Raw genomic sequence first — 11,818 nt, 5'->3', positions numbered from 1 at the left:
TCGGGAATGCCCTCGGAAAATGAGTGCGCGCGTGGTTGACCTCTACGATGGTTGAGGTTCTAGCGTGGCGGCATGGAGACCACCACGGCCGTGCGCGGCTGGATCGGCGAGCACGCGACCCCGCTCACGCTCGACCCCGCCGCGCCCCCCGACGATTTGCATCCGCTGCGGGATCGCGTGCGCGACGCGACGGTGGTCGCGCTCGCCGCGTCGGTCCGCACGAGCCACGAACTGTCCGTCCTCGCGCACCGGATGCTGCGGTTCCTGGTCGAGGACCAGGGCTTCCGCTCGCTCGCCCTGGAGGGGGACGACGACCTGAGCGTCCGGCTCGACGAGCACGTGACCACCGGCGAGGGCGATCCGCGCGACCTGCTGGCGCGGGCCCGGTCGTTCTACCGGACCGCCGAGATCCTCGACGTGGTGCGGTGGATTCGCGCCTACAACGCCGGACACCCGGCCGATCCGGTCCGGTTCGCCCTCGCGGACCGCCCGGCGCGCGGGCCGGCCAACCCGCTCGCCGAGATCGAACGCGGCCTGGCCGAGAACACGATCCGCTGGCACGAGCGCACCGGGCACAAGATCGTCTACTGGGGCGGCATCGCGCATGTGGCCCACGGGCCCGCGCGGAACGTCGGCCCCGGGCTGACCCACCGGAACGCGGGCAGCTACCTGCGGGAGCGGTTCGGCGCCGGGTTCGTGCCGATCGGGCTGACCTTCCACCACGGGGAACTTCCGTACCCCGTGCCCGCGCCACCCGAGGACTTCGCCGATGCCGTGCTCGGTGCGGCGGGCCTGGACGCCTACCTGCTGGACCTGCGCGCCGACGCGCCGGAGCCGGTCCGGGCCTGGTTCGACGCGCCGGCGAAGACCCGGCTGATCGGGCCGACCTTCGACGCCGCGCACAACGCGGACTACCGCCTGTCCGGCGGCTCGCTCGCGGAGTGGTTCGCCTGCCTGGCCCATGTCCGGGAGGTGACCCCGGTCCGCCTGCTCGGTTGAGCCGCCGAGGCACGGTTGCGTGGTATGGTAACCATCGTCTGCAATAACAGGCGTATGCAACTAATAGAGGGACGGATCGATGCAGTTGGACCTCACCGGGAAGACCGCGCTGGTCACCGGATCCACCCAGGGCATCGGCGCGGCGATCGCGACCGCGCTCGCGCGCGCCGGGGCGCGGGTGGCGATCAACGGGCGGTCACCGGAAACCGTGGCGACGGCGGCCGAACGCCTGCGCGGCGAAGTCGACGGCGCGCAGGTGATCCCGGCCGCCGCCGACGTCTCGACGGACGAGGGCGCGGCCCGGGTCGCCGAACTCGTGCCGCGAGCCGACATCCTGGTCAACAACCTCGGCATCTTCGGCGCCCAGCCGGCGCTGGAGATCACCGATGACGAATGGCGGCGCTACTTCGAGGTCAACGTGCTCTCCGCGGTGCGCCTGACCCGCGCCTACCTGCCCGGGATGGTCGACCGCGGCTGGGGCCGGATCCAGTACATCGCCAGCGATTCGGCGATCGTGACCCCGGCCGAGATGATCCACTACGGCATGTCGAAGACCGCGCTGCTGGCCGTTTCCCGGGGTTTCGCCAAGGAAGCGGCCGGCACCGGGGTGACCGTGAACTCGGTCATCGCCGGGCCCACGCACACCGCCGGGGTCGAGGACTTCGTCTACCAGCTGGTGGACGCGGACCTGCCGTGGGAGGAGGCGCAGCGCGCGTTCATGCGCGAGCACCGGCCGCAGTCGCTGCTGCAACGCCTCATCGAGCCCGCGGAGATCGCCAACCTGGTCACCTACCTCAGCTCGCCCCTGGCCTCGGCCACCACCGGCGCGGCGGTCCGCGTCGACGGCGGTTACGTCGATTCGATCGTGCCGTAACCGATCCGGGCCGCGGCACTGCGTCCGGGAGACACAGTGTGTGCTACACACGGACCATGGACGACGAGGTGTTCGGGGACCAGGCGAGCGGGGTCATGGTGATGTGGGGGCGCCGCCCGGTCCCCCGCAGCGGCCCCAAACCCGCGATGAGCCTGGAACGCATCACCGACGCGGCGATCGAGATCGCCGACGCGGAAGGGCTCGCGGCGGTGACCATGCAGAAGGTCGCCGGCTCCCTCGGATTCACCAAGATGTCCCTGTACCGGTACGTCCCGGGCCGCGCCGAACTGGTCGCCCTGATGATCGACCGCGCGCTGGGCGAGCCGCCCGACCTGTCCGCCCTGTCCGGCTGGCGGGAGAAGTTGCGCGAGTGGGCGCATCGGATGTGGGCGACGCTGCGACACCACCGCTGGCTGCTCGGGGCGATGACCGGGGTCCGCGCGCCCGGGCCGAACGAACTCGGCTGGACCGAACGCGGGGTGGACGCGCTCGGCGGCACCGGTTTGACCGGCCCCGAACAGATGGACGCCGTGTTCGTGGTCAGCGGGCACGTGCGCACCGTCGCCCAGCAGGTGGTGACCGCCACCGGCGCCCGGAAACCCGAACGGGAACTCGCGGCGATGCTGACCGAACTGCTCCGGGCGCACGGCGACCGGTATCCCGCCCTCCGCGCCGCGGTCGCGGCCGAACCGGAAACCGCACGGGACAACGCACTCGACTTCGGCCTGGACCGCATCCTCGACGGGCTCGAGCTGCATCTCGCCCGGCGAGCGGGCGCCTAGCTCGATTCGGCCGGGTAGTCGGGCAGCACGATGTCGGCGGCGCGCTCCGCCGCGGTTTCCACCTGTTCGGCCGACGCCGCCTGGGTCGCCATGAGCCCGTTGCGGGCCGCCAGGTTCTCCGCGGTCTTCGGCGCGAGGAACAGGCCGGTTCCCTCGCCGCCCCGCTGGCATTCCCGGACGTAGTCGCGAAGCAGCGCCTGATACCGCGCGAACGCGGCGCGGTGCTCGCCGTCGGCGCGCAGCAGTTCGCCCGCCAGCACATAGGCGCCCACGACCGCCGTGCCGACCCCCATCCCGCCCACGGTCGCGCCGTACCCGGCGTCGCCGAGCAGCACCACCCGGCCGCGCGACCAGTCGTCCACGTCGATCCGGCTGATCGAATCGAAGTAGAGGTCCTCGGCCTGGTGCAGGCGCGCGATCAGATTCGGCACCTCCCAGCCCATGTTCGCGTACACCTCGGCCAGGATTTCCTTCTGCCGCACCACATCGTGCCGGTCGTAGGTGAGTTCCGCGGAGGCGAACACGAACAGGGTGCCCGCGTACCCCGGGTCGTGCGGCTGGCTCGACACCGCCGCGGCCCGGCCCGGCACGTTGTACAGCACGGCCGTCTGGCCGAAATCGCCGTAGTTGGGGAACTTCCAGGAGGCGAAGTAGTAGCCGAGGAAGGTGCGGAAATCCGATTCGGGACCGAAGGCCAGGCGGCGGACGTTCGAATGCATCCCGTCCGCGCCGACCACGAGGTCGAAGGTCCGCGTGCTGCCGCCGCGGAACGTCACCTCGACCCCGCCGGACGTCTCGGTCAGCGCGGTGATCGTTTCGCCCCAAAGATATTCGGTGGTCTCCCGGGTCCGTTCGAAGACGACCCGGGCCAGATCCGCGCGGAGGATTTCCAGATCGCCGCCCGCGAGTTCGCCCGGCAACCGGAACAGTTCGGCGCCGGTTTCGTCGACGAAGCTCATCGGGCTGCCCCCGGTCTGCAGGTCGCGCAGTTCGTCGAGGATGCCCATTCGTTCCAGCACGGTGAGATGGGCCGCGCTGCGGAAGTCGACCGCGAAGACGCCGCCCCGCGGCGCGGGAGCGATGTCCACCACGGTCGGCGTGCAGCCGTACCGGTGCAGCCAGTACGCGAGGGCCGGGCCGGCGATTCCGGCGCCGGAGATCAGGACCTTCAGGTTCTTCATGACTCGTTGGCTCCTCCGCCTCAATGAACTGTGTACTCTAGACACAGTTCGCGGAGGTTGCCAAACTCGCAGGTGAGCCGGGGTGCGGCCTACGTCGGCACGCGTAGGCGCGCAGCGCGAGTACCGAGCGCGGCGTACCGCGAAAGCCGCCGCTGCTCCGGCGCGGAGACGGCCGCCCGCCCGCCACGCTGGCGGGCATGGGAATAGAGCTGAGTGAAATCGTCCAGCCCCGGAGGGCGGCGGACGACCCGGTGAGCACCGAGGCGGTCACCAAGCGGTACGGGACGCGCGCCGCGGTGGACGGGGTCAGCCTGCGGGTCACCGGCGGCCAGGTGTTCGGTCTGCTGGGGCCGAACGGCGCGGGCAAGACCACGCTGCTGCGGATGCTGCTCGGGCTGGTCCGCCCGACCACGGGGAAGGTCGCCGTCTTCGGCGAACCGCCCCCGCGCACGCTGGCCCGCGTCGGCGCGCTGATCGAGGGCCCCGGGATGTACCCCTACCTGTCCGGCCGGGACAACCTGCGCGTGCTCGCCCGCCAGGCCGGGGCGCCGGTGGCCAAGGTCGACGAGGTGCTCGACCGGGTGGGCCTGTCCGCCCGCGCGCGGGACAGGACGCGGGAGTACTCGCTGGGCATGAAGCAACGTCTCGGGGTGGCGGCGAGCCTGCTCAAGAACCCGGATCTGCTCGTGCTCGACGAGCCGACCAACGGCCTGGATCCGCAGGGCGTGCTGGACATGCGGGACCTCGTGCGCCGCCTGGGCGAGGACGGGCACACGGTGCTGCTGTCCAGCCACCTGCTGGCCGAGGTCGAGGAGGTCTGCGACCGGGTCGCGGTGCTGGCCCGCGGGCGGATCGTCCGGGAAGGCACGGTCGGCGAACTGCGCGGTCGGGGCGTGGTGGTCGTGCACGCCGAACCGGTCGGCCGCGCGCTCGCGCTCGCCGCGGAACCGCTGGGGGAGCGGGTGAAGGCGACCGCCGGACGACTCGAAGCCGAGATCGAAGACCACGAGATCCCCGGACTCGTCGCCCTGCTCACCGGGCACGACATCGACGTCTTCGGCGTCCGGCGCCGGGAAAGCAGCCTCGAAGAAGTGTTCCTGACCCTGACGAACGAAGGGGACGACCATGATCAGCGCTGAGATCCGCGCGGAGCTTCTGGTGCTGCGCAAGCGACCCGCGGTCTGGGTGCTGCTGGCGGCCGAGCTCGCGCTGAGCCTGACCTTCGCCTACCTGCTGCCGATCACCGGCTACCTCTCCGGCCGGGGTTCACCCGGCAACGGATTCGCGACGCCCGAGGCCTACCTCGCCGCGGCGCTGCCGGATCAGCTGGTGCCCAACACCCTCGGCGGGATGCCGCTGTTCGGCGGCGCGCTCGCGCTGATCTTCGGCGTGCTGGTCGCGGGCAGCGATTACGCCTGGGACACCGTCAAAACGCGGGCCACCCAGCTGCGCTCGCGCGCCCAGATCGGCACCGCCAAGCTCGCCGGCGTCGCGATCGGCACGCTCATCGCGGTCGTGGCCGCCTTCGCCGCGGGCGCGGTCTGCAGCGGACTGGTCGCGGTCACGACCGGGCACCCCGCGCGCTGGCCGGACGTCGCGGCCCTGCTGACCGGGATCGGCGGCGGCTGGCTGGTGCTGACCATGTGGGCGTTCTGCGGCGCGGCCCTGGGCTACCTCTTCCGGACCGTGGCGCTGCCGATCGGGCTGGGCCTGGTGTGGATCATGGGCGTGGAGAACCTGATCACCAACGTCCTCGGCGGCCAGGTCTCCTGGCTGGAACCGGTTCGCAAGGTGCTCCCCGCCGCGGACGCGGGCAGCGTGGTGGGCGCGATCGTGCGGGGCACCGATCTCGGCGCGCCCCCACCGGGGATCAACTTCCTCTCCGGCGGGACGCAGGCCGTGGTGATCCTGGTGGCGTACCTGCTGGCCTTCGCGGCCGTGTCACTGGTGACGCTGCGCCGCCGCGACATCTCGTCGTGAGTGTTTTGGGCGGTTAGAGTGGACTCTCATTTGGTCACCTGCTTGTGATCTGGTGTTTCCGTTCGATGAGCCGCGCTTGGCCGGCAAAGTGTGAAACCGGGCGGGTGGTGGTGGTCGGAGGTACCCAATGCGGCGTTCGGTACCTTCAACGCCCCGAAAGCCACAGTGGTGTCCTCCGGGTACCGGAACGGGGAACTCGGGCTACCGGAACGGGGAACACACGCGACCAGAACGAGGGACTCGCCGCGGGCGGGGACCCCGCTGGCGCGTGTCCCCCGTTTCGGACGTGCGAGTCCCCCGTTGCCGACAACGTGCGACGGCATCGGGGTGGCAGCAAGGCGGCGCCCGCACGCCCGGACCGGTCACCGTCTCTTGTATGGGAACCAAGTACTGGGGGTCGTGAGTGTTCCGGCCGGTTAGAACCGGACCAAACACTCACGACCCCACCCCACCCGGGGACCCGCTGGCTGCGGCTCCCCGGGTTCTTCACGGCACCACCTGCACCACCGCGCCGACCGCGAGCTCGTCGAAGAAGCGCCGGGCGTCCGCGTCGGCGAGGTGGATGCAGCCGTTCGACGGGGTCTGCAGGCTCCCGGCGTGGAAGGCGATTCCGCCGGGCGCGAAGAACACCGAATCCGGCATCGGCGCGTCGAACTCCTTGCTGTGGTGGTCCCGGTCCTTCCACTGGACGCGGAACGTCCCGGTCGGGGTCGGCCCGCTGGGTTTGCCCGGCATGATCGGCACCGGGCCGAACCGGACCGCGCCGTCGCGCAGCAGCCACGCCTGCCGCGCGGACAGGCTGACGCACGCGTCCACCCCGGCCGCGCACGGTGTCGCGGGCGGCGGGGGAGTGGTGGTGCTGGTGGCCGCGGGCAGGGCCGCCGCGCCGACCGGCGGATGCGGCGCGGCGACGTCCGGCGCCGAACAAGCGGTGAGCACGGTGAGCGCGCCGAGCACCAGCCCCGGCGCCATCCTGGTCCTGCGCATTCGATTCCTCCGGCTTTCGTGGATCTGTGGCGGGAGGTACGGCCGATCCGGTGGGGAAGTTGCGAGCGAAGGGACGCAACCTTTCGCGCGCGCCGCTCGTAGCCGCGCCGAATACCGCCGGTGACCGGGGGAAATCCGGTCGCCTGCGCGCTGTGTGACCGGTAATCTCACGCTGCGGAACAAAGCCCGGCTACCGCGCGTTGAACCTCCCGCTGGCCCGAACCCGCCCGATACCGGTCGGCTCTTCCGCCGGAGCACGGGCGTGCGGCACCGGTTCGACGTGTAATCCGCGCCGCGTACGGGAATGCCAGAAATTTGATCGTTTGTTCGCAAAGACCTCGTGACCGAACACGCCCTGAAGGAGGCGGCACCATGGAGTACGACGTGACTGACTGGCGGCACCGTGCCGCCTGCCAGGACGAGGATCCCGAACTGTTCTTCCCGGTATCCGACATCGGTCCGGGCGCCCGGCAGGTGGCCGAGGCGAAGGCCGTCTGCGCCCGGTGCCCGGTCCGCGCGCAGTGCCTGAACTACGCGCTCGACAACGCACTCGACCACGGGATCTTCGGCGGCACCACCGAGCGGGAGCGCCGGAAGCTGTCCCGCGCGCCGCGCCCGTCCCGCGCCGCCTGATCGGCGTAGTCCGGATTTCCGGACCGGAAAACTGACTCGACCCCGCTGAACTGGACTTTTGTCCGTGGTATGCGGGAAACGCGATGCCGGTGCGGCGAATCCGGTGGCACGCTACGGACAGCGATCAGGAGAGTCCGGAAACGGACTCGGAAGCCACGGGATTCGGTGGCGATGAGGGGAGATCGATGTCGAGTCGCTCGACCGGGCCGATCCGTGGCGGCCGGCGGGCCCAGCCGTCGACGGCGAGGGTGGGGCCCGGTACGCCGGTGGTTCCTGACGCGCCGCGGGGAGGCGGCGGGCGGGGGAAGCACGGGCCCGCCGCCCTCCCGCCCGGACCGGTGGCTCCGCTTGGTCTTGGCCGCGCCGCGCGTGCCCAGTGCAGGGCCCGGCCAGGTCACCCTGCACGCACTGGGCGTGCCTTTCCTGGGAAACCCCAGCCCCGGGTGAGGATCGCGTGCAGGGTCCGCATTCCCGCATGACCGGCGCGCTGGAGTCCTTCGCGGAGACGATGGTGCCGGTCAGCGCGCTGCGGCCCGGGGATTCACCGCGGGTGGGCGGTGAGGACCTGGAGCACGTGCGCGCCCTCGCCGCGCTGGAGACCCCGCTGCCGCCGATCGTCGTGCACCGGACCACCATGCGGGTCATCGACGGCAGGCATCGCGTGCGGGCGGCCGTGCTGCGCGGCGACACCGAGATCGCGGTCCGCTTCTTCGACGGTTCGGACGCCGACGCGTTCCTGCTCTCCGTCCAACTGAACGCCACCCAGGGCCTGAGCCTCTCGCCGATCGACCGGGCCACCGCGGCGGCCCGCATCCTCGAATCCCAGCCGCACCGGTCCGATCAGGTGATCGCCGCGGTCACCGGGCTTTCGCGCCGGGTCGTGGCGTCGATGCGGAAGCAGATCGGGGTCTCCGCCACGCCGCGGGAGCGGCTCCTCGAAGACGGGCGGACCCGCCCGATGAACGCGCTGGCCGGTCGCCGGCGGGCCATCAAGCTGCTCAAGGAGAATCCGCGCGCCTCCCTGCGGACGATCGCGGGCGCCGCCGGGGTCGCCCTCGGCACGGCCCGGGACGTCCGCGAGCGGCTGCGCACCGGGCGGGACCCCATCCCGCCGCGGCTGCGCGAACTGGCCCGGCGGCAGGAACGGCTCCGCTCGAAGGAAAACGATTCGCCCCGGACCGGGAGTTCGGGTGAGAATCCCACCATGATCAAGTCGTGGATGGTCGACGAACTCGCGTACGCCGGCCCCGAGCACCTGGACCCGGCGTTCGTCGCCGGGTTCGAGGCCAAGCAGGGCTATCCCGACCCCACCGGGGACCTGGACGTGCTCACCGGATCCGGGCTGAACGCCGAGTCCACGGTGGTGGACCTGGGCGCCGGGACCGGGCGGTTCGCCCTGGCCGCCGCGTCCCGGTTCCGGCGAGTGGTCGCGGTCGACGTGTCCCCGGCGATGCTGCGCTACCTGGAGGAACGGGTGGCCGACGCCGGGCTCGCCAACGTGGAATGCGTGCGCGCGGGTTTCCTCAGCTACGCGCACGAGGGACCGCCCGCGGACGCGGTCTACACCCGCAACGCGCTGCACCAGCTGCCGGACTTCTGGAAGGCGCTCGCGCTGGAACGCATCGGCGGGATCCTGCGGCCGGGCGGGGTGCTGCGCCTGCACGACCTGATCTTCGATTTTCAGCCGGGCGAGGCCGATCAGGTCGTCGAGACCTGGTTCGCGGGCGCGGCCGAGGATCCCGCGCGCGGGTACACCCGGGACGACTTCGCCGAGCACCTGCGCACGGAGTTCAGCACGTTCCGGTGGCTGCTGGAACCGATGCTGGCGGCGGCCGGGTTCGAGATCGTCCAGGCCGAGTTCACCAGGTCCGTCTACGGCGCCTACACCTGCGTGAAGCGGTAAGGGATCAGGCGCCCGCGGCGTTCCTGGCGGCCTGCTCGCGCTGGCGTTCCTCGGCCGCGCGGAGTTCGGGGGTGAACTCCGCGCCGAAGTCGTCGGCCTCGAACACCTGGCGGATCTCGACCTCGCCGCCCCCATCGGGCGCGAACGGGATGCGCTTGGCCCATTCGAGGGCGTCGGCCAGGGAAGCGACCTGCCAGATCCAGTACCCGGCGATCAGCTCCTTGGCCTCGGCGAACGGGCCGTCGGTCACGCTCGGTTTCCCGCCGGAGAACTTCACCCGCGCCCCCTTCGAACTCGGGTGCAGGCCGTCACCCGCGAGCATCACCCCGGCCTTGACCAGTTCCTCGTTGAACGCGCCCATCGCGGCGAGTTCCGCCTCGGTGGGCATGACGCCGCCCTCGGTTTCCTCGCTGGCTTTGACCATCACCATGAATCGCATGGCCGCTTCTCCTCCGGTTCGCGGTGTCTGGCGGGAACCCTAGCCCAATTTCGGACATTCCCGTCAGCGCCGCCGCCAGGGGTTCGCGCGCCGCTCCCAGCGCCGGGCGTGGGCGATGCCGTCTTCGACCCCGTCCTCGAAAGCGCTGGCGAGATCGGCGAACCGGGCGGCTTCGGCGACGTGACCGCGGACGAACAGGGACTGGGCGACCTCGGAACTGCGCTGGGCGAGCAGGCGTTCCATCTGGGTGGCGTGCCGGAGCGCCTGGACCATTTCGAGCACCATCGCCCGCGCCAGCCAGAGCAGGCACCCGACCAGGCCCGCGGCGAGCGCGCACATCAGCAGGACGATGATCACCGGACTTCCTTCCTGGCCCGCCGGTGTCGGCGGTGCCGGACGTCCGGGAGTCGCCGGGGGATGCGGACGTGTTACGCCCCAGACCGGACAGGTGTTTGTCATTCACCGCCGGAACGCGCCGGATCCCCGTTTGCCGATTGCCCCGCGAGGGTAGCTATCCCGCGGACGGAGCGACTCCAGGGAGAGGCAGGACCCGTGACCAGCACGACCGATCCGAGCGCCGACGCCGAGTTCCGGTTCGACCGAGGGTTTCGCGCTTACCTCGGCCACGTCGCCGCCGCGCTCGGCATCGGCCTGGAGTCCTGCACCATCGACCTCGACATACCCGTTTCCGCTTACCTGGCACTGGATTGGCGCGTCGATCGGTTTCCCGAACGCGATCTCGCGCTGCTGTGGGACGAACAGCACGGCTGGTCGGCGGCGATCGAAACGCATTCCGGCGAGGACCTGATCGTGCTCGCTTACCTCGGCGGGCCGGATGTCCTGCCGGATCCGGGGCGGGTGGTGCGCTTCCTCACCGCGTTGCGCACCGGGGACCACAGCTTCGGCCAACCGGATCCGCCGAATCTGCGCCGGTCCGGGAACCACGGCGAACTCGCCCGGTATCTGGCCTGACCACCTCAGTGCGCGAAGAAGTCCACCAGCACCGGCGCGAGGGCGGCGGGTTCGACGATGTGGGTCTGGCCGTCGAGCGTGTGGTGCCGGGCGCCGGGCAGGACGCCCGCGCTCCGGCCCACCGCTGCGCGCTCAGCGGTTTGCCCGTGCCGGCGTCGCCGAGCACGGCCGCGTCGTTGAGCTTCGGCCACGCGGGCAGGAAGCGCATCAGGAACACGAAGACGCCCGGCATGCCCACCCCGGTCTTCATGAAGTACGCGATCGCGTCCCACACCCTGTTCCGGCGTCGCGCCGAGTTCGGCCTCCCGGTGCGACGAGAACTCGTGGCCCATCTCAGTGCTCCTTCCCGGTCTTGACGCTGGGATGGACCGCGATGATCACGCGGTGGGCGCGCCCGCCTTCGGCCTGCTCGTCGTGGTACCTGCTCACCAGGGCGGTGACCGCGCCGGTCAGTTCCTCGGCGAAGGCGGCCCGATCGGCGGCCGACGCGAAGCGCACCTCACCGTCCATCGCGAAGGTGGCGACCCGTTTGCGCGCCTTGGTGGCGCCGGCGATCAGGTCACCGACCTCGCGGACCATGCGGGCGGCGAGCGCGAGCAGCCAGCGCGCGGACAGCCGGTCGGGCGCGCGGTCCGGATCGGGCTGCACACCGGCGAGGGCGACCGGGGAGATCACGTACGACGCCGCGGTGGCGCGCAGCACCCGCTCGGTCATATTGCCCTTGCGGCGCTCCTCGACCAGTTCGATCAGGCCGTGGCGCTCGAGGGTCCTGAGGTGGTAGTTCACCTTCTGCCGGGGGAGGCCCACGCTCTTGGCCAGGGTGGTGGCCGAGCCGGGTTCGGCCAGTTCGGCGAGCAGCCGGGTTCGGATGGGATCCAGGGAAACCTCGGCCGCCGCCGGATCGTCGATCACCGCCACTTCGTGCATGCGGCAACACTCCCACCGACAACTTGAATTGTCAAGACAAGTCCCCTTGTCCAATTGGGCCTGCCGGTCCGCGGGAAAGCGCGCGAACTTGGGGATGGAACCAGAATTGGGGTTCCCGATTGCCGTTCGAACTTCTTCCGA

The 11,818-nt window shown here is 71.1% G+C and carries 14 protein-coding genes; 8 read left to right on the top strand and 6 right to left on the bottom strand.

Features of this window, described 5'->3' with window-relative positions; all coding sequences use genetic code 11:
- Positions 1-72: 72 nt before the first annotated feature.
- From FXO23_RS09795 to FXO23_RS09785, 3 genes are all read left to right on the top strand, one after another.
- Positions 73-999, top strand: coding sequence for an erythromycin esterase family protein (locus FXO23_RS09795; RefSeq protein ID WP_158883163.1), 927 nt, complete (start codon positions 73-75; stop codon positions 997-999).
- Positions 1,000-1,078: 79 nt separating this feature from the next.
- Positions 1,079-1,873: an SDR family NAD(P)-dependent oxidoreductase gene (locus FXO23_RS09790; protein ID WP_158883161.1), complete on the top strand. Its 795-nt coding sequence runs from the start codon at positions 1,079-1,081 to the stop codon at positions 1,871-1,873.
- Between the two features lie 56 nt (positions 1,874-1,929).
- On the top strand, positions 1,930-2,655 hold the full coding sequence (locus tag FXO23_RS09785; protein ID WP_179956736.1) for a TetR/AcrR family transcriptional regulator: 726 nt from the start codon (positions 1,930-1,932) through the stop codon (positions 2,653-2,655).
- Here the strand turns inward: FXO23_RS09785 and FXO23_RS09780 are convergent.
- Positions 2,652-3,836 (bottom strand): FAD-dependent monooxygenase, encoded by a 1,185-nt coding sequence (locus FXO23_RS09780; protein ID WP_158883159.1) that lies wholly within the window; start codon positions 3,834-3,836, stop codon positions 2,652-2,654. The genes FXO23_RS09785 and FXO23_RS09780 overlap by 4 nt on opposite strands.
- A gap of 197 nt (positions 3,837-4,033) precedes the next feature.
- On the opposite strand from FXO23_RS09780, the gene FXO23_RS09775 reads away from it, so the two are divergent.
- Together FXO23_RS09775 and FXO23_RS09770 are read left to right on the top strand one after the other, a co-directional pair.
- Positions 4,034-4,975: an ABC transporter ATP-binding protein gene (locus FXO23_RS09775; RefSeq protein WP_158883157.1), complete on the top strand. Its 942-nt coding sequence runs from the start codon at positions 4,034-4,036 to the stop codon at positions 4,973-4,975.
- Complete coding sequence (locus tag FXO23_RS09770; protein WP_158883155.1) at positions 4,962-5,816, top strand: ABC transporter permease; 855 nt, start codon at positions 4,962-4,964, stop codon at positions 5,814-5,816. Before FXO23_RS09775 ends, FXO23_RS09770 begins: the two co-directional genes overlap by 14 nt.
- Positions 5,817-6,302: 486 nt before the next feature.
- Here FXO23_RS09770 and FXO23_RS09765 read toward each other — a convergent pair whose 3' ends face one another.
- Positions 6,303-6,803 (bottom strand): L,D-transpeptidase, encoded by a 501-nt coding sequence (locus FXO23_RS09765; protein WP_158883153.1) that lies wholly within the window; start codon positions 6,801-6,803, stop codon positions 6,303-6,305.
- A 372-nt stretch (positions 6,804-7,175) separates the two neighbouring features.
- On the opposite strand from FXO23_RS09765, the gene FXO23_RS09760 reads away from it, so the two are divergent.
- Together FXO23_RS09760 and FXO23_RS09755 are read left to right on the top strand one after the other, a co-directional pair.
- Positions 7,176-7,436 carry a WhiB family transcriptional regulator gene (locus FXO23_RS09760; protein WP_158883151.1) on the top strand — a complete coding sequence of 87 codons (261 nt, stop codon included), beginning with the start codon at positions 7,176-7,178 and terminating at the stop codon, positions 7,434-7,436.
- Between the two features lie 454 nt (positions 7,437-7,890).
- Positions 7,891-9,339, top strand: a complete 1,449-nt coding sequence (locus FXO23_RS09755; RefSeq protein ID WP_218951937.1) for a methyltransferase domain-containing protein — start codon at positions 7,891-7,893, stop codon at positions 9,337-9,339.
- 4 nt (positions 9,340-9,343) lie between these two features.
- On the opposite strand, the gene FXO23_RS09750 is transcribed toward FXO23_RS09755, so the two are convergent.
- Positions 9,344-9,778, bottom strand: a complete 435-nt coding sequence (locus FXO23_RS09750; protein ID WP_158883148.1) for a YciI family protein — start codon at positions 9,776-9,778, stop codon at positions 9,344-9,346.
- Positions 9,779-9,841: 63 nt separating this feature from the next.
- Entirely contained in the window at positions 9,842-10,135 is a 294-nt protein-coding gene (locus FXO23_RS09745) for a hypothetical protein (RefSeq protein ID WP_158883146.1), read from the bottom strand.
- A gap of 195 nt (positions 10,136-10,330) precedes the next feature.
- On the opposite strand from FXO23_RS09745, the gene FXO23_RS09740 reads away from it, so the two are divergent.
- Positions 10,331-10,750, top strand: coding sequence for a DUF6292 family protein (locus FXO23_RS09740; protein ID WP_158883144.1), 420 nt, complete (start codon positions 10,331-10,333; stop codon positions 10,748-10,750).
- Positions 10,751-10,755: 5 nt separating this feature from the next.
- Here the strand turns inward: FXO23_RS09740 and FXO23_RS50720 are convergent, their stop codons facing one another.
- Together FXO23_RS50720 and FXO23_RS09730 are read right to left on the bottom strand one after the other, a co-directional pair.
- On the bottom strand, positions 10,756-11,082 hold the full coding sequence (locus FXO23_RS50720) for a hypothetical protein (RefSeq protein WP_179956735.1): 327 nt from the start codon (positions 11,080-11,082) through the stop codon (positions 10,756-10,758).
- A gap of 1 nt (position 11,083) precedes the next feature.
- Positions 11,084-11,677, bottom strand: coding sequence for an ArsR/SmtB family transcription factor (locus tag FXO23_RS09730; protein ID WP_158883142.1), 594 nt, complete (start codon positions 11,675-11,677; stop codon positions 11,084-11,086).
- Between the last annotated feature and the right edge of the window lie 141 nt (positions 11,678-11,818).

Source organism: Amycolatopsis anabasis (assembly GCF_009765355.1).
Taxonomy (GTDB): Bacteria; Actinomycetota; Actinomycetes; order Mycobacteriales; family Pseudonocardiaceae; genus Amycolatopsis; species Amycolatopsis anabasis.
The sequence above is the reverse complement of the archived record's forward strand: the minus strand, read 5'-3'. Positions and strand labels throughout refer to the sequence as shown.

Bases quoted from the DNA above. Each gene is read 5' to 3' on its own strand.
- FXO23_RS09765 (WP_158883153.1), bottom strand. From the start codon at position 6,803: ATGCGCAGGACCAGGATGGCGCCGGGGCTGGTGCTCGGCGCGCTCACC.
- FXO23_RS09760 (WP_158883151.1), top strand. From the start codon at position 7,176: ATGGAGTACGACGTGACTGACTGGCGGCACCGTGCCGCCTGCCAGGAC.
- FXO23_RS09770 (WP_158883155.1), top strand. From the start codon at position 4,962: ATGATCAGCGCTGAGATCCGCGCGGAGCTTCTGGTGCTGCGCAAGCGA.
- FXO23_RS09730 (WP_158883142.1), bottom strand. From the start codon at position 11,677: ATGCACGAAGTGGCGGTGATCGACGATCCGGCGGCGGCCGAGGTTTCC.
- FXO23_RS09775 (WP_158883157.1), top strand. From the start codon at position 4,034: ATGGGAATAGAGCTGAGTGAAATCGTCCAGCCCCGGAGGGCGGCGGAC.
- FXO23_RS09795 (WP_158883163.1), top strand. From the start codon at position 73: ATGGAGACCACCACGGCCGTGCGCGGCTGGATCGGCGAGCACGCGACC.
- FXO23_RS09780 (WP_158883159.1), bottom strand. From the start codon at position 3,836: ATGAAGAACCTGAAGGTCCTGATCTCCGGCGCCGGAATCGCCGGCCCG.
- FXO23_RS09750 (WP_158883148.1), bottom strand. From the start codon at position 9,778: ATGCGATTCATGGTGATGGTCAAAGCCAGCGAGGAAACCGAGGGCGGC.
- FXO23_RS50720 (WP_179956735.1), bottom strand. From the start codon at position 11,082: ATGGGCCACGAGTTCTCGTCGCACCGGGAGGCCGAACTCGGCGCGACG.
- FXO23_RS09790 (WP_158883161.1), top strand. From the start codon at position 1,079: ATGCAGTTGGACCTCACCGGGAAGACCGCGCTGGTCACCGGATCCACC.
- FXO23_RS09785 (WP_179956736.1), top strand. From the start codon at position 1,930: ATGGACGACGAGGTGTTCGGGGACCAGGCGAGCGGGGTCATGGTGATG.